We start from the raw sequence: 17485 nt of genomic DNA on the forward strand, positions 1-17485 counted from the left end.
AAACTCTGTTTATGAGATTTAATCATAAAGTATTTTTTTGTGCAGAAGCAATTGCCATAAAAAATGCACTACTTTTGCACAACTCTTTTTTATAATAGAAAACGTAGCGACACAAATACCCTATGTTGCGACATAACGTCATGTCATTTTATTTATAAAATGACAATTCCATTCTATTGTGTATGTGAGATATTGGGGATTTTCGTATTCACCTCGCATCGAATAAGGAAATTTTCCTATCTCACACTTTTTTTGATGTTATAAAGGGGACTTACAAATGAATCAAAAAGAAGAACGTTTGAAAAAAGAAAAGCAGGATCGTAATGCAGCGGTTATGTGTATTGCAGTATCTATGCTGATTATCGTGACATGCGCAAATAAATTTTTCGGAATTCTATAGATCATAGAAAAACTCGTTGTTTCAGTTTCAGGAAACAACGAGTTTTTTATTATGTTGTCTATGTAAGAGGCTTATGATGAACGTACAATTCAATCTGAAAAAGAAAAGGAGCTAATCGGGAATTCTGGATTAGCTTCCTAAGGGAATAAGGGATGAAAAAATGATAGAAGGCTTAAACAATAAACCAAGGAAGAAGAGCTAAAAATGTTGTGACAACAACTGTACCACAAACTAACAAGATAAGATGTTTGTGCTGTTTCATGTCAAAACTCCTCCAATTATTGATTTAATTTCAATACAACAGATTTTCCGTTTAGCATTACTTCTACAATTGCTCCGATTACTTCTATCATTTTTTTCATCGCTTATCTCTCCTTATTGTTATTATATATTTCTAGTATAGCGAAATAGGGTGTGCAAGACGATCGATAAAGGTGACATGAACATTACATTATTGTAAGAAAACATACCTTGGTGAAGAATTATCCCGCTATTCGCGGGCAGAGATCCCCACCTCAAGATTCAGAGAGAAACAAAGAAGATAGGTGGAGGATAACTGCCCGTAAAAGCCCGATTGGTGAGGGCTAATTATCAGTGGGGGATGAAGAAAATCCCCACTGATAAAAGTTTTACTTTATCTTGTAGCGGTAAACGAAGTCATATGTTATACAATGTGTAATAATATCCCGCTATTCGCGGGCAGTAAAACCCCCACTGATTAAAGTTTCCCTTTATATTGAATACTTTGTATAAGAATTTGTAGTGATTTTACTTTTTCATACAATTAATCGTTTAAAAATAAAACCATATGTTCTTCATCCCAATATTGATCATTATGTTTCAAGGACCGTTCTTGTACGCCGTATGTTTGGAAACCAAGTGACTCATATAATTTTTTCGCAGCTGTATTTCCGATGACAACATCAAGCATGAGCTGTTCTACATGTAATTTATGGGCATTTTCAATAATCGCTTTGATTAATGCACGTCCCGCTCCAAGACCGCGAGCTTTTGGTGATACGTAAACAGAGCCAATTTTTGCTTTATGTTCTTGCTTTATAAATGGTTTCGTTTCCAAAGTAGCGATTCCAATTAAATCATTATCTTTAAATACACCGAGTGTACGTTTATCTGGATTATCCAAACGTTTTGCCATTGCAGCAACAGGGTCTGCTTGTTTTAGTACATCTTCATAAGAGGAACTAAAAGCTTCTGGATTTTGAATTAATCCTTCTACACAAACTTGTAAATAGATCTTAGCATCTTCTTTTGTTAATAAACGAATTTCCATGCAGGTGACCTCCTAAGTTTATCCCGCTCTATAGGGCAGCAGACACTCCGCTCCAATGTTTGAAGCAAGGAGATGGCTGACCGTAAGAGTCCGATTGGTGGAATTTTCTCAACTGATATAAATTCCGCTTTATACTTCATTAGAGCTTTGTTTACAAAGCGAATATATTCTGTACTCATTCCATCTTAATTTGTAAAAGAATGAGAAGATATATGTGGTGAAGAGCGTATCTTCATTTGTTCTGCTATTGGTGAAGACTAATCGTCGGTGGAGATGAAAAAAATCTCTACTGTTGAAAGTTTCACTTTGTGTAATGAAATTATATATTAACTTTATTAACTATTCAACAGTTAAATATATTACATTTTCATAACTAAAAAATGACCCCTTTGTATAGGAGTCATTTTGTCTCTGCTATATATCCTTCAATCCGACTTGGGTGCGTATAAATATTACAAGATCCATTTCGAATAAAACCAACAACAGTAATACCTAAATCGTTAGCGAGTTGTAACGCTAATTTCGTTGGGGCCGATTTGGAAAGAACAATTTCACAACCAATTTTAGAAACCTTTAATAAAATTTCAGATGAGATGCGACCGCTAAATGCAATAATTTTTCCTTTGACGGGGATATCATTACGTAAACAATGACCATATATTTTGTCTAATGCGTTATGTCTTCCAATATCCATTCTTGATACGAGAATGTTATTTCGGTCACAAAGAGCTGTATTATGGACCCCACCTGTTTGACGAAATGTAGTAGAAGATTGCTGTAAGTTATTCATTAAATGAAAGCATTCTTCAGGAGTAATCGTTACATGTATATGATCCAATTTTTTTGCTTTTGCTGCATCATTTATAAAAACAAAGCCTTGTCTACTTTTCCCGCAGCAAGAAGTAACATATCGTTTATTATATAAGGTTTGATAGAGTGGATTGATTTTTGATGTTGTAACATGTACGAAACCTTTTTCCTTCTGTATCCATAACTCATCGATATGTTTATAAGAAGTTATAATCCCTTCAGAAATTAAAAAACCTACTACCATATCTTCAATATAATCTGGAGTACATACAACTGTTACATATTCTTCCCCGTTTAATTTAATTGTCACAGGATATTCTGTAACAATTTCATCTTCTTGTTCAAGAAATGGTCCAGCTTGATAACGTACCATTTTACATGTTTCTTGGACAGGCCCCATACGATTTCCCCCTTTATCCCGCTATTTGCGGGCAGTAAGGCCTCCACCTCAAGATTCCGAGAGAAGCAAAGAAGATAGGTGGGGGATAAACTGCCCGTAAAATCCCGATTTGTTCAATTTTTCTCAGTGGGGGATGAAGAACCACCACTGAGAAAAATTTTACTTTATATGTATTTTTCTCTCTATTCATCATAAAACAACAAGAAAAGAAAAGCATCTGTTATATACTTAGTAGAAGATTTTTTGGTTATTATTGTATATGTAAGATATAATAGAATGGTAGAATATATATCAATTGTAGGCTTTCGGAGTAAACCTTATAGCATCTAGAATCGGCTTCTAAGATATGTTTTTAACATGAGCGTTTCAACAAAGAACGTATAGCAATTCAGTTTTGAAAACGTATTCAAAACGTATTGTACAGTTGAGTGTAAGGAGAGGGAAACTATGGTAGAACAGACAGTTCGTGTGACCATTGATGGAACAGAATTTTTTTCATCTGATGAAAAAACGATACTGCAGTTATTTAACGAAAGTGATTTAGAGCATCCGCAAATTTGTCATGTACCAGAAGTAGATCCAATTCAAACTTGTGATACATGTATTGTGGAAGTGAATGGCAAGTTGATGCGTGCCTGCTCAACAAAATTAGAAGATGGCATGCATATCGAAAGAAAATCAGCGCGTGCTAAAGAAGCACAAACGGAAGCGATGGATCGAATATTAGAGAACCATTTATTGTATTGTACAGTATGTGATAATAATAATGGTAACTGTAAAGTTCATAATACGGTACATATGATGGAGATTGAAGAGCAGAAATATCCATATGAACCGAAAGTCAGTGCTTCTGAAGTGGACATGTCTCATCCATTTTATCGTTATGATCCAAACCAATGTATTGCCTGTGGTCAATGCGTAGAAGTATGTCAAAATTTACAGGTGAATGAAACTTTATCAATTGATTGGAGCTTAGATCGCCCACGTGTTATTTGGGATAGCGGTGTGAGTATTGATGATTCATCTTGCGTTAGTTGTGGACAATGTGTAACAGTTTGTCCTTGTAACGCGTTAATGGAAAAATCCATGCTGGGGGAAGCTGGATTTATGACTGGTTTGAAATCAGATGTGTTAGATCCAATGATTGATTTTGTTAAAGATGTAGAACCGGGATATAGTAGCATTTTAGCGGTATCAGAAGTTGAAGCAGCAATGCGTGAAACGAAGATAAATAAAACAAAAACAGTTTGTACATTTTGTGGTGTTGGTTGTTCGTTTGAAGTTTGGACAAAAGACCGTCAAATTTTGAAAGTGCAGCCTGTATCAGATGCACCAGTAAATGGAATTTCTACATGTGTAAAAGGGAAGTTTGGCTGGGACTTTATGAACAGTGAAGACCGCATCACAAAACCATTGATTCGCCAAGGTGACATGTTTGTTGAAGCAACATGGGAAGAAGCTTTAGAGGTCGTTGCGTCTAATATGCAGCATATTAAAGAAGAACATGGTAGCAATGCCTTTGGATTTATTTCTTCTTCGAAAGTAACGAATGAAGAGAACTATTTAATGCAAAAGCTTGCTCGTCAAATATATGGAACAAATAACGTTGATAACTGTTCCCGTTACTGTCAATCACCAGCAAGCGATGGCTTAACAAAAACTGTTGGTATAGGTGGTGACACTGGGACAGTGAAAGATATTGCGGAAGCTGGCCTTGTCATTATTGTCGGTGCGAATCCAACAGAGGGACATCCAGTACTTGCAACCCGCGTGAAACGTGCTCATAAATTACATGAACAAAAGTTAATTGTGGCTGACCTTCGTAAACATGAAATGGCAGAGCGTGCTGACATGTTCGTTCATCCAAGTCAAGGAACAGATTATGTCTGGCTTGCAGGTGTAACAAAATATATTATTGATCAAGGCTGGCATGATAAAAAATTCTTAGACGAAAATGTGAAGAACTTTGATGAATATAGCAAAATGTTAGAGAAATATACACTTGATTATACGGAAAACATTACAGGTATTTCGAAAGAGACACTAAAAGAAATGGCTCGTATGGTATACGAAGCAGATGGTACTTGTATACTTTGGGGTATGGGTGTTACGCAAAATACAGGAGGTAGTACAACATCTGCAGCCATTTCAAACTTACTTCTTGTAACAGGTAACTATCGTCGTCCTGGTGCAGGAGCATATCCACTGCGCGGACATAATAACGTGCAGGGCGCTTGTGATATGGCAACATTGCCAAACGTGCTTCCTGGTTACCAAGCAGTATCAGATGATGCACTGCGCGCAAAATTTGAAAAAGCATATGGGACTACAATTCCGAAAGAGCCGGGATTAAATAACATTGCAATGCTTGCTGCAGCAGAAGAAGGAAAACTGCGTGGTATGTATGTAATGGGAGAAGAAATGGCGTTAGTTGATTCCAATGCGAATCATGTGCAACACATTTTAGGTAATCTTGATTTTCTTGTCGTTCAAGACATGTTCTTATCAAAAACAGCACGTTTTGCTGATGTTATTTTACCAGCGGCACCAAGTTTAGAAAAAGAAGGGACATTTACGAATACAGAGCGTCGTATTCAGCGTCTATATGAAGTTATGAAACCACTTGGCGATTCTAAACCGGACTGGTGGATTTTACAAAAAGTAGCTCGTGCACTTGGCGGAGATTGGAATTATGAAAATCCAAGTGAAATTATGGATGAAATTGCATCACTTGCACCGTTTTATTCTCAAGCAACATACGACCGCTTAGAAGGATGGAATAGTTTATGTTGGGGTAGTCATGATGGTAGTGATACACCAATATTATATGCGGATGGCTTTAATTTCCCTGATAAAAAAGCACGTCTATCATTGGATGAATGGGTTCCAGCAGTTGTAGCGCCGGAAGACTACGATTTACTATTAAATAATGGTCGTATGCTTGAACATTTCCATGAAGGAAATATGACCAATAAATCAACAGGTATTTTATCTAAGCTTTCGGATGTATTTGTTGAGATTTCACCAGAGCTTGCACAGAAACGTAATGTGAAAGATGGCGGCCTTGTGGAACTTGCATCACCGTTTGGAAAAATAAAAGTACAGGCATTAGTTACAGACCGCGTTACAGGAAAAGAACTGTATTTACCTATGCATGCGACAGTGAATGAAGAAGCAATTAATATTTTAACGGGAACAGCAACAGATATTTACACATGCACACCAGCCTATAAACAAACGAAAGTGAAAATGCGTGTACTGCGTGAAAAAGGAAAACGCCCGCTTCCTGCTTCAAACCCAAGAGATAAAAAACGTCATCCACAAAATGGTGTTGAAATTGAGCAAAAATGGCAACGAAAACAATACGTATCACTTGTGGATCAGGACTAGGGGGCGAAGAATGTGGCAAAAGAAATTACATTGATTCAAAAGAAAGTTATAACAGAAGAAGTAAAGAAGCAACAGTTATCAGATGAGTTGTTAACACAATTTGCTGAGAACCGAGAAGCAGTGGAAGAAACGATGCAATTGTTAGCTGGGTTGCAACAAGCTGGTCTATTAGATGCTGCAATTAGTTTACTAGCTGCGAAAGAGGATGTTTCTAAAATTGCCGTAGAGCAACTGAATCGTGAACCGGTAAAAAATGCATTAAATAATATGATGGGGGCAGGAGAAGCGTTATCTTCTGTAGACCCAGAAGTGACTAAGCAAGTGACATCTAGTTTAGTTACAGGTTTACAATTTGCAACAGAGGAATTAAAAAAAGGCAGAAAAATAAAGATTATGGATTTCTTTAAAGTGTTAAAGGATCCAGATATAAATAGAGCGATTACATTTGGTTTTAACTTTTTAAAAGCGTTTGGGCAAGAGTTAGAAGAGAAGAAATAATAAGGAAAGAGCAATGGATATGGAATCCATTGCTCTTTTTCATATATGTATAAGAGTGTTCATGTTAAGCGGAATATATTATTATTAAGAGCATGGATTCCGGATATATATAAATCCATTTTGATTTTTCGACATATAGCCGCGGCTATGGATAATAAAAGGTGACCTGCACTCGTTTTCTCTCTTTGTTTTCACTGTGTCTGGGGCAGGAAAAGGATCTGACCGCCTCTATGCATGGCCGGATGCTCTCTCCCACCTAAAAAGAAGGGTTTTATGTCGGTTTTTTAATTTGTATTTGTATAGAATATGGGATCCTTCTCAAATATAGTTTTAGAATTTGGAGGATATATGCTACACCGTAAAAGACTATCTATACCAGGAGTAATGGGACATTCCTTTCAAACAGTAAGATTTGCTTTTGGGAATGTATTAGCGTTTCAACTCGTTTATAAACTGTTAGCGGCAATTGTGTTTATCCCGCTATTCGGTATGATGTTTAACAAGTTATTATATTTGGGCGGTTATGCGCATGCGACAAATGAAGAGTTACTCGCATTTTTGAAAACGCCATATGGCATTGCGGCAATTTTGGTTTTATCGATACTGGCACTTTTCCTCATTTTTACGGAGTTTGCAGTGCTCATTATGATTTCGTATTTTGCACATAAACGGCAGAAGGTGCGATTACGTCCTATTTTATATAAAACGGTAACGTATTTACCTTCTTTTTTCACATATTGCTTACCAGGATTTATTTTATATGTTGTTGTTTTACTACCTCTTTTAAGCATCGGTTATAAGTCCGCATTGATTCCCGAAATTCAAATTCCAAATTTCATTACGGGAGAATTGTTTAAAACAACAATGGGGCAAGTAGGGTACTATACTTTTTTTGCGGTAGTAACGTACCTAAATCTTCGTTGGATTTTCGTTCTTCCTATTATTGTGTTAGAAGGCAAGACGTTTCGCGTTGCTGCACGTAAAAGTGCAATTCTTGTGAAAGAAAGCTTTTTTAAAGTCGTTTTATTTTTAATTGGATTCTTTATATCAATTGGGATTGTGTTTCTATTCTTTACAGGTATTTATCTCTTGTTATTGTGGGCATTATATTATGCTACAAATCCAGAAGGTACATTTGCATTGCTCGCAGAATCAACTTTATCCGTATTTCTAACGAGTACCTTATATGTACTTAGTTTTATCGTAACGCCGTTCTATATTATGGCGTTAACTCGCTTGTATTTACAGAAGGTTTCGGTTGAAGAAGTTTTACTAGAAGAAGGATTAGATTATTCGAAAACAAAGGCAGATAAATTCTTCTTTAAAAAGCATCGTTTGAAATTTATTGGTGTATATATTGGCGGTGTTCTTGTAGCTGGAATGGTTGTTGCTTTTATCGTGGCGTTTATTACGAACACGTATAAAGAGCCGGTTATTATGGCACATCGTGGCTATATTTCTAAAGGAGTAGAGAATACGAAAGAGGCAGTGCAAGGAGCGATTGATGCAAAAGCAGATTACGCTGAAATTGATGTCTTGCAAACAAAAGATGGCGAGTTGGCAGTGATACACGATTTGAAATTAAAGCGTCTTGCCAATGCGAATGTACATGTATCGGATTTAACGATGGATGAGCTTCGACAGCTTACATTGAATCAAGATGGATTTTCAGGGGGAATTAGTACACTTGATGAGATCATTAAGCTTGCGAAAGGAAAAATCAAGCTTAATATAGAAGTAAAGTTGCACGGAAATGAGAAAGATTTTGTAAAGAAGGTTTTAAAAACAATCGAGAAAAACGACTTTGAAAAGCAATGTATCATTCAAACATTACATTATCCACTCATTAAAGAATTTAAACGTGCAAATCCTGATATAAAAGTAGGATATGTATTATATGCAAGTGTAGCAAATTTGAAATATATTCAAGCGGATTTTTATGTGGTAGAGGAGTATATGCTGAATGATCGTTTAGTAAAATCAGCTCGAAAGCTAAATAAGCCGATTTATGTATGGACTGTAAATGATATGGAAAATTTAAAGAAATATTATAAGCTCAATGTGGATGGGGTTATTACAGACTATCCAGAGGATGCAAAAGAAACGATAAAGATGTTAAAAGAACAAGAAGATGCTGAAACGGATATGTTTGATAAAATTACAGAAACGACGGAAGATTTATTTTCAAAATTATTTATGAGCTACCCGGCTGCTGGTTAAATACCAGTAGCTTATTTTGTGTAAAATAATATGCTTCTAAAATATTAGAGGAATCCTAAAGTGTATATGTATATAAGTGTAAGTGTTAACGGAAGTACATTATCATAAAAAGATTGGGTACAGATTAGCTAGTAGGGCTTCTAATTAGAATATGGTCCTCTGCTCAAATATAGTTTGCGCATTGGGAGGAAGATATGTTATTCCATGGAAGATGAGACATTGCCTTCAAACTATACGATTTGCCTTTTAGAATGTTTTAGATGAAATTGTTGTCTAGTTACTGCTAGTTACACTATACTTTAAGTAAATGAGTAAAGATGAACTGAAGAAAGATAATTTTTTAATACTGCTATAGATGATGTTATTTTAAAGGTATCACTCTAGTCTTTATAAGGGTTTTTAGAACTATGTATATTTTGTGTAATACGAAGAGGTGTTAATTGAATGAAATCCTATACACAATTTGAACGAAGAAAATACATACTTGATGAGTTAGAAAAATACAATCGAGTGATGGTAAATGATTTAGCTAAGGTGTTAAATGTTACCACAGAAACAATTCGAAGAGATTTAGATATGATGCATAAGGAAGGTAAGCTTACGAAAATACATGGTGGTGCAGTTAAGAAAAAAGATCATACTATTGAATTTTATTTTGACAAACGTCGATCTGAGAATATTGAAGAAAAACGAAAAATTGCTATGGAAGCAAGTAAATTAGTAGAAGATAATGATATTATTGCAATTGAAATTGGCACGACTACAATGCAAATTTTGGATTTTATACATGACAAAAAGAACTTGACGATCCTAACAAACTCAATACCAGCTGTTAATAAAGTTATTGAGCTTAAAGAACACTATGATTCATTTGATTGTAAATTAATAGTCTTTGGTGGAATGCTAAATTCCAATTCATTAGCATTGTCTGGAGACATGATGCTAAACTATCTTGACCACTTCACTGTTAATAAATTATTTGCTTCGTGTGATGGAATTTCTTTAGAAAAGGAACTGACATGTTCGTATATTGAGGACGCGCAAGTTTTTCAGCAGTTAAAGAAAAATGCAAAACAAGTTGTGATGATGATAGATGAGTCAAAGTTTAATTTAACAAAGTTTTATAAAAGCGGAAATTTTGATGATATAGATGCACTATATACAAATGCTAAACTCGATGAAGCATGGCAAAACGTCCTAATAAGTAAAGGAATTGAAGTAATAACAGTATAGAAAGAAAATCTTAAAGTAGACTATTTCTTAGTGAGGTGAGAAATAGTCTACTTTTTTGTTAATATGTTGTTTTGCTTTGTTGTTATGTTGATTTTACAATTCGTTAACATAATAACAACATTGTGTTAATAATGTGCCCGTACAATATGAATTAGGAGGTGCAAGAATGCAAATAAAATTATCAAAAGCTGTGTTCTTTTTATTACCGGTTGGAATACCTCTAATATTGTTTTGGATCATTCCGAATTTATTTAGTTTAGGTATTAGTTTTACAGACTGGGATTTCATGACTAGTGACTTTAATTTTGTTGGTTTAGATAACTATATTAATTTGTTTACACAGGATTCTTTTATACAGGCATTGTTAAATACTCTTTATTTTGGAATTGGGACAGTCGTTCCAACGATTGTATTAGGTTTAGGTTTCGCATTGTTCTTCCGAAAGAAGTTCAGAGGCTCTGCAATTTATCAATTAATGATTTTTTCACCTTGGGTAACACCAACGGTAGCTGTATCCATTGTATGGTCACTTCTATATGAACCTCAATATGGAGCTATCAATAAGGTGCTAGAATTTTTCGGGATACCGGGTTTGGACTGGCTGAAGAGTAGTGATACAGCGATGCTAGCGGTCATTATTGTAACGGTATGGAAATTAGTTGGATGGACGATGCTTTTCTATATCGGTGCACTAGAGAAAGTACCAGATAGCTTGTATGAAGCTGCTAGTATTGATGGAGCAAATTCATGGCAGAAATTTCGAAATGTAACACTACCGATGGTTTCACCAACAACCTTCTTCTTAGTTGTTGTCAATATAATTACTTCGGTGCAGGCTTATGATCAAATTAAAATTTTAACACAAGGTGGACCGAGTGGTTCGACACGAACGTTACTTTATTTATTCTTCCAACAAGCGTTTGAACAGTTCGATATGGGGTCTGCAACGGCAATTGCATTTATTATATTAATCATTACAATCCTACTATCCGTTATAAACAAGATAATAGGTGACAAGTGGGTGAACTATTAAGATGAATAATATGAAGAAGACGCCATTAATTCTAAAGCATATCTTTTTGGCTTTATCAAGTATCTTGTTTGTCTTTCCATTCATATGGATGGTACTTGGTTCGTTTAAAACATCCAGTGAAGTATTACAAGGAGGTTTTTGGCCTAAGGAATTCCACTGGGAAAATTATCGTCAAGTATTAGACATTCTTCCATTTAACACGTATATATTTAATAGTTTTTATACCTCTTTCCTTATTACTGTATATGTACTTGTTTCGTCTGCACTCTTTGCTTATATGTTGGCATTTTATAAGTTCAAAGGGAAGAACTTGACATTTAGTGTTGTCATGGCAACGTACATGATTCCTGGAGCTGTATCGTATGTTCCGGTATATGTGATGTTAGGAAAAACGGACTTACTTAATTCGCATTTTGGATACATTATTACTATGGCTGTTAGTGTATTCGGTATTTTCTATTTAAAACAGTCATTCCACAAGGTTGGTTATGAAACAGTAGAAGCAGCCAAAATTGATGGAGCAAGTGATTGGCGTATTCTTTGGAAGATTATTTTTCCAATGACGAAATCATCATTTGTAACACTAGGTTTGGTTACATTTATTGGGAATTACAATAATTATATTTGGCCAGCTCTTATATTGAATGATGGCAACAAAAAATTAATTACTAACGGAATTGCTGATTATTTCATTAATAGTTCCTTAGGCCGAGATTGGTCGCACATTATGGTTGCAAGTACAATCGCTACAGTGCCACTCTTAATCGTATTTTTAGTTTTACAAAAATGGTTCCTCTCAGGTGTTACTGATTCAGGAATAAAAGGTTAACTAAATATAAAGGAGATATTCGGGATGAGAAAATTATTAATGCTTTTAACGATTTTGTCATTATTTGTTGGTGCGCTTGCAGGCTGTTCAGGTGGAAAAGGAAATACTGTCAAAGTAAGTAAAGAAGGGGATAAGATTGTTGTTCCGTTTATTAATGGCGTAGGTGGTTCACTTGCAGACCAAGTAGATAAGATTGTCGAGGAATACAATAAAAGTCAAGACAAGTATGTAGTGAAAACAACAAAAGCAGGTAACTACGATGAGTCTTATCAAAAGCTTCAAAGTGGATTTGCAGCGAATAACCAAGAGGCAATTGCATTGTTAGGTTCAGACGTCATTCAAGAATATGCTAAGAAAAAGTTAATTGTACCTCTAGATCAATATGTTAAAGATGATAAGCAATTTAACAAAGAAGATTATGGAAAAGGTTTTATGAATCAAGCAACAATTGATGGGAAATTATATGGGATTCCTTTTTACGGTACAACTCAAGTTTTTTATTACAATAAAAAAGTGTTAGCGGAAAATGGCTTTACACCTGACGATTTAAAGACGTGGGAAGGTGTAGAAAAAGTAGCGAAAAAAGTAGCAAAACGTGACGCAAGTGGAAATGTCACATACGCAGGTTGGATGCCAATGTGGGGTACGTCAAACTTAATTGACGCGGTTCGCAGTGCTGGCGGAAATGTTTTAAGTGAAGATGGAACAAAAGTATTAATCAACGATGACACTTGGGTTACAGTATGGGAAAAATTCCGTACATGGCTTCATGAAGATAAAATTATGAAGATTAATTCAGGTGGAACTGGATGGGAATATTGGGATAAAACAATCATTGATTTAGTTGAAGGTAGAACGTTAGGATATACAGGCTCATCTGGTGACCAAGGATTTGTTTTTAAATCGTTAGGTAAAGGAATGACTGAGCAAGAACGTCTTGACACATTTGGAGCAGTACCACAACCAGCTTGGGGTAATAATAAACCAGCGCCAAAATTAGAAAGTTATTTATTCACATTAACGAGAAATATTGATCCAGAAGTAGCAAAAGGTGCATATGACTTTATGAAATTTGCTACAAGCACTGAGAAAACGGCTGAATGGTCAATGGCAACAGGCTATATCCCTGTTCGTAACCATGTAACAGATTATGGTCCTTATGCTGAATTTGTTAAAAAACAACCACAAGCAGTAGTTCCATTAGAGCAAGCTAATAAATATGGAGTTGCGCCATTTACAGATCCAACAGGTGGTAAAATCAATGACGCATTAAATGTAGCTAAGGATAAAGTAGAAATTGAAGGAATCCCTGCAAAACAAGCATTGGATGAGGCTGCTAAAATTGCACAGGAAGAATTGGATAAAGTTCTGAAAAAGAAGAAATAAACTTATGTATTACTTTGAAGAGAAACGTGAGGTGCTTTTGAAGCAAAGAAGCACCTCTATGATTCTATAATTAAAATATAGAAAAAGGTGTGGGAATCATGATTGAAATGAAAAGTACCTTGACTCTTTCTCCATTCGTAAAAAATAAACATTGTTTTCTCATGGATTCAAACAATATTGTCAATTTTACATTAACTATTGATCAAGGAGTCAGTCGGAAAATCCCGCTTTTATTAATCTTGAGAGACTCTAGAGGTTGTGTGCGTATACAGTATCAAACACCAATTGTTGACGAAAAACTGGTTGTCGCAAAAGATCCAAAGTTTTGTTCAGCCGGTTGTGTTGGAGGGGAAATACCGTCTGGTAATTGGGAATTAGAAGTAGTGTATACTCCTCATTGTGCAGATAAAGCACTAAAATTTACCGGAAGAAAAGTTGACTATACAGTAAATATATTGGTGAATGACGAGGTAGAGCGAGAATACAATCGAGAGCATTTTTGCAAAGAAAATGTTTTTATTGATGAACATGATTTTGAAAAAGTAGTGAATGAAGAGCATCGTTGGTACAAAGGAGATTTTCATGTACACACAAATTTAACAGATGGCGAGATAGATGACGAACTGGCAATGAGTGTATGTGAAAAACAAGAGTTGGATTTTTTATATGCGACGGAACACAATATTGTCATGCCATCTTATCAAAAAGGAAGCACATTGATTATACCATCTATGGAACTTACAACTCCTTATGGTCATTACAATATGTTCGGCATGAAGGAGTACGTTAACTTTACAGAGCATTTGGATGAATCGTTTAACGCCAAAAGTATGAATGAACTATTTTCTCTCATGAAAGAAAAAGGCTACTTAATTAGTGTGAATCATCCATTTATGAAGCCTTGGACGAACCAAATTAATATTAACCTAGAAAATGTCCATACAATGGAAATCATGTGTGATCCAACTTATAAAAAAAGCAAACCATCTACTTTAGAAGCTTTAAATTTTTTCGATCAAATATGGTTAAATGGTCTTAAAATCTGGGGCATAGGAGGAAGTGATTCTCATTTACATCCATCCAAAACGTTCCCAGGATCTAAAGACCCATCAATTTATGGCGACCCAGGAACATATGTATTATGTAATAGTTTATCTATTAAAAATTTAAATGATGCTATCCAAAGAGGCAGAATTTATTTTTCTCGATTTAGAAAATTAGAGATAGATATTCAAAACGAAGGTGAAACCATTTATGTCGGTGATGGGGCTAAAGGAAATATTCATTATAACATTTATACAGATAAGCCTTGCGAGTGGAGGTTGATTGTGAATGGTCAAATTATCGAAAAAGAATTTGGCAGCCACGTAACCTTTGACTTTTATTTAAATGAAGGAGCATATGCCAGAGTTGAGGGATGGGAAGATGATGAATTAGTAGCGTTTATAAATCCTATTCATAATAACGTTGGGCATAAGAATATTAAAACATGGCATGAAGTTTTAGGGGGATTAGAAGGTGAATAAAGGAATTATTTTTGATAAAGATGGAACACTAATACAGCTAGATTCTGTTTGGTACAAAATTGTTCATCGTGTGCTAGATGATATATTTCAAATGTATCCAAATGAAAAAAGTAAACGAAATGACTACCTAAAGATTATTGGTATGAGTGATAACGATTTTGAGAGTACCAGTTTACTAGCTTGTCGTACAAATTACTTTATTGCGGCTGCATGGTTTTCGCTGTTAGAAAATCAAAATGTGAATAAAGAGAATTTTATTTGTGATGTATGTGCATTATTCAAAAAACACTCTACAGCAGATGATCTCGTATTTACAGAAGTGGAAGGTGCAAAGGAAACATTAAAATATTTAAAAGACCATGAATATGTAATTGGAGTTGTTACAGCAGACGACGTTGATGCAGCTATTCATTCACTTAAAATGACGGGATTATATGATTATGTGGATTTTTTAGGTGCAGATGATGGTGTTAATAAAACAAAACCTGAAAGTGATTTTTATCATATATTCAAGGAGAAATTTTCACTGGCTGAAGAAGATGTGTTAATGGTAGGAGATACAATAACAGACGTTAAATTTGCAAGAAATAGCAACATTAAAGTGGTGGGTGTTCTGTCAGGTGCGAGCAGGAAGGAAGATTTAGAAGGAAAAGCTGATTATATTTTAGACAGTATGAAGGAGATTTCAAAAGTTTTATAAAACAACTGTGTGATTAATATTGTCGATAACAGCATCTTTAAAAATAGCTAAAATTATAGGAGGCAATTATGGCTCAGCTATCATTCAAAAATATTTATAAGAAATATGATCATGATGTGACTATCGTAAAAGATTTTAATCTAGAAGTGAATGATGGAGAATTTATCGTTTTGGTTGGACCTTCAGGATGCGGAAAATCAACGACATTACGTATGATTGCAGGACTTGAGGAAATTTCAGACGGAGACTTTTATATTGATGGAAAACGTGTGAACGATGTGACACCGAAAGACCGAGATATTGCAATGGTTTTTCAAAGCTACGCTCTTTATCCGCATATGACAGTTTATGATAACATGGCGTTCGGTTTAAAATTGCGAAAATATAGTAAAAATGAGATTGACCAACGTGTGAAACATGCAGCACAAATTCTTGGGCTTGAGAAATATTTAGACCGAAAACCAGCAGCGCTTTCAGGTGGACAGCGTCAGCGTGTTGCGTTAGGTCGAGCGATTGTTCGAAATGCAAAAGTCTTCTTAATGGACGAGCCATTGTCAAACTTAGATGCGAAGCTACGCGTTCAAATGCGTGCCGAGATTACAAAATTACATCAACAGCTGCAAACAACAACTGTATATGTCACACATGACCAAATAGAAGCTATGACGATGGCAACACGCTTAGTTGTGCTCAAGGATGGTATCATACAACAAGTCGGTACACCTAAAGAAGTCTATGACAAACCAGAGAATGTATTTGTCGGAGGATTTATTGGATCTCCTGGAATGAATTTTTTCAAAGGGACAGTAACAGAAAGTACGGTTATGATTGATAAATGGAAAATTGAAGTTCCAGAAGAGAAGATGAAAAGTTTGCGAAACAAAGGGTATGTCAATAAAGAAATCATCATAGGGATACGTCCAGAAGACTTTTATTATGGAAAAGCAATTTCAGCCTTACCTTATAATGCAAAAGTAACGGTGACGATTGATGTAGCAGAATTAATGGGGGCAGAAACATATCTTTATTCCAATATCAATGGCCAATCCTTTGTTGCACGTGTTGACGCCTCTGCTGATGTGCATAGTCAATCAAAGATGGATCTAGTTTTGAATATGGACAAAGTTCATTATTTTGATTCTGAAACTGAAAAACGAATTGTTTTATAGATTATTCCATTATTAAGTCATCAACACTTTGATGGAATAAATTTCATTGGGCTTATCCAAAACAGGGATAAGCCTTTGTTGTTGATTAACTTCTTTAATTTTTAACATGTTTGTTTTGTATAAATACAAGTTGAAAAACTGACATAAAAAACCCCTTTCTTTTTAGATGGACGAGAGTATCCGGCCATACATAGAAGCGGTCAAATCCTTTTTCTGCCCCATGCCAAGTTAAAACAAGGAGAGAAAACGAGTACAGGTTACCTTTTGTTCTTTATAGCAGCGACTTATATGTTGAAAAATCAAAATGGATTTATATAAAAAGAATATAGTTCTAAAATATTACAGGGAATAGGAAGTATATATGTATGCGTTATTGGTGGGTTTTCCACATTGTTATATTATTGTCAAATAATATATGATTCAAATGCAGTTCTAAAGAGTATAATAAAAATAGAATAACAAGAAACGAAAATATATGAAATCCCCTTACAGAACAAAGTTTATATATTTATACTATTCTAAATATATAAACTTTTTATAATTCAGTATGTTAGCGTTTTCATAACTTTAAAGCTATGTTAGAATAAGGACATAAGTTAT

Annotated in this window: 13 protein-coding genes; 11 read left to right on the plus strand and 2 right to left on the minus strand. The window is 35.0% G+C overall.

The features are described from left to right. Positions 1–277: 277 nt before the first annotated feature. A complete protein-coding gene (locus tag QUF99_RS06775) occupies positions 278–400 on the plus strand; it encodes a hypothetical protein (protein WP_286123527.1) in 123 nt (40 codons plus the stop codon). Between the two features lie 784 nt (positions 401–1184). Here the strand turns inward: QUF99_RS06775 and QUF99_RS06780 are convergent. After that, on the minus strand, positions 1185–1691 hold the full coding sequence (locus QUF99_RS06780; RefSeq protein WP_289369168.1) for a GNAT family N-acetyltransferase: 507 nt from the start codon (positions 1689–1691) through the stop codon (positions 1185–1187). Positions 1692–2091: 400 nt separating this feature from the next. Further along, on the minus strand, positions 2092–2901 hold the full coding sequence (gene fdhD, locus QUF99_RS06785) for a formate dehydrogenase accessory sulfurtransferase FdhD (protein ID WP_289369169.1): 810 nt from the start codon (positions 2899–2901) through the stop codon (positions 2092–2094). A gap of 447 nt (positions 2902–3348) precedes the next feature. On the opposite strand from fdhD, the gene fdhF reads away from it, so the two are divergent. The 10 genes from fdhF to QUF99_RS06835 all read left to right on the plus strand — a co-directional run bounded on the left by fdhF (position 3349) and on the right by QUF99_RS06835 (position 16885). Further along, positions 3349–6291, plus strand: a complete 2943-nt coding sequence (gene fdhF, locus QUF99_RS06790; RefSeq protein WP_289369170.1) for a formate dehydrogenase subunit alpha — start codon at positions 3349–3351, stop codon at positions 6289–6291. Between the two features lie 12 nt (positions 6292–6303). After that, complete coding sequence (locus QUF99_RS06795; RefSeq protein WP_289369171.1) at positions 6304–6789, plus strand: helical membrane plugin domain-containing protein; 486 nt, start codon at positions 6304–6306, stop codon at positions 6787–6789. Positions 6790–7137: 348 nt separating this feature from the next. Next, complete coding sequence (locus QUF99_RS06800) at positions 7138–9009, plus strand: glycerophosphodiester phosphodiesterase (RefSeq protein ID WP_289369172.1); 1872 nt, start codon at positions 7138–7140, stop codon at positions 9007–9009. Positions 9010–9453: 444 nt separating this feature from the next. Continuing rightward, positions 9454–10242, plus strand: a complete 789-nt coding sequence (locus QUF99_RS06805; RefSeq protein ID WP_289369173.1) for a DeoR/GlpR family DNA-binding transcription regulator — start codon at positions 9454–9456, stop codon at positions 10240–10242. A gap of 166 nt (positions 10243–10408) precedes the next feature. Further along, on the plus strand, positions 10409–11275 hold the full coding sequence (locus QUF99_RS06810) for a carbohydrate ABC transporter permease (RefSeq protein ID WP_098309009.1): 867 nt from the start codon (positions 10409–10411) through the stop codon (positions 11273–11275). 10 nt (positions 11276–11285) lie between these two features. Then, on the plus strand, positions 11286–12104 hold the full coding sequence (locus QUF99_RS06815; protein ID WP_289374582.1) for a carbohydrate ABC transporter permease: 819 nt from the start codon (positions 11286–11288) through the stop codon (positions 12102–12104). 24 nt (positions 12105–12128) lie between these two features. Next, entirely contained in the window at positions 12129–13490 is a 1362-nt protein-coding gene (locus tag QUF99_RS06820) for an ABC transporter substrate-binding protein (protein WP_289369174.1), read from the plus strand. Positions 13491–13588: 98 nt separating this feature from the next. Beyond that, complete coding sequence (locus QUF99_RS06825; protein ID WP_289369175.1) at positions 13589–15016, plus strand: CehA/McbA family metallohydrolase; 1428 nt, start codon at positions 13589–13591, stop codon at positions 15014–15016. After that, complete coding sequence (locus QUF99_RS06830; RefSeq protein WP_289369176.1) at positions 15009–15716, plus strand: HAD family hydrolase; 708 nt, start codon at positions 15009–15011, stop codon at positions 15714–15716. Before QUF99_RS06825 ends, QUF99_RS06830 begins: the two co-directional genes overlap by 8 nt. 68 nt (positions 15717–15784) lie before the next feature. Continuing rightward, a complete protein-coding gene (locus tag QUF99_RS06835) occupies positions 15785–16885 on the plus strand; it encodes an ABC transporter ATP-binding protein (RefSeq protein ID WP_289369177.1) in 1101 nt (366 codons plus the stop codon). Positions 16886–17485 lie beyond the last annotated feature (600 nt).

The organism is Bacillus sp. DX4.1 (assembly GCF_030348195.1).
Lineage (GTDB): Bacteria > Bacillota > Bacilli > Bacillales > Bacillaceae_G > Bacillus_A.

What these genes read in the sequence shown, in the direction of transcription:
- QUF99_RS06775 (WP_286123527.1), top strand. Translation starts at nt 278, where the DNA reads ATGAATCAAAAAGAAGAACGTTTGAAAAAAGAAAAGCAGGATCGTAAT.
- QUF99_RS06780 (WP_289369168.1), bottom strand. Translation starts at nt 1,691, where the DNA reads ATGGAAATTCGTTTATTAACAAAAGAAGATGCTAAGATCTATTTACAA.
- fdhD (WP_289369169.1), bottom strand. Translation starts at nt 2,901, where the DNA reads ATGGGGCCTGTCCAAGAAACATGTAAAATGGTACGTTATCAAGCTGGA.
- fdhF (WP_289369170.1), top strand. Translation starts at nt 3,349, where the DNA reads ATGGTAGAACAGACAGTTCGTGTGACCATTGATGGAACAGAATTTTTT.
- QUF99_RS06800 (WP_289369172.1), top strand. Translation starts at nt 7,138, where the DNA reads ATGCTACACCGTAAAAGACTATCTATACCAGGAGTAATGGGACATTCC.
- QUF99_RS06805 (WP_289369173.1), top strand. Translation starts at nt 9,454, where the DNA reads ATGAAATCCTATACACAATTTGAACGAAGAAAATACATACTTGATGAG.
- QUF99_RS06810 (WP_098309009.1), top strand. Translation starts at nt 10,409, where the DNA reads ATGCAAATAAAATTATCAAAAGCTGTGTTCTTTTTATTACCGGTTGGA.
- QUF99_RS06815 (WP_289374582.1), top strand. Translation starts at nt 11,286, where the DNA reads ATGAAGAAGACGCCATTAATTCTAAAGCATATCTTTTTGGCTTTATCA.
- QUF99_RS06820 (WP_289369174.1), top strand. Translation starts at nt 12,129, where the DNA reads ATGAGAAAATTATTAATGCTTTTAACGATTTTGTCATTATTTGTTGGT.
- QUF99_RS06825 (WP_289369175.1), top strand. Translation starts at nt 13,589, where the DNA reads ATGATTGAAATGAAAAGTACCTTGACTCTTTCTCCATTCGTAAAAAAT.
- QUF99_RS06835 (WP_289369177.1), top strand. Translation starts at nt 15,785, where the DNA reads ATGGCTCAGCTATCATTCAAAAATATTTATAAGAAATATGATCATGAT.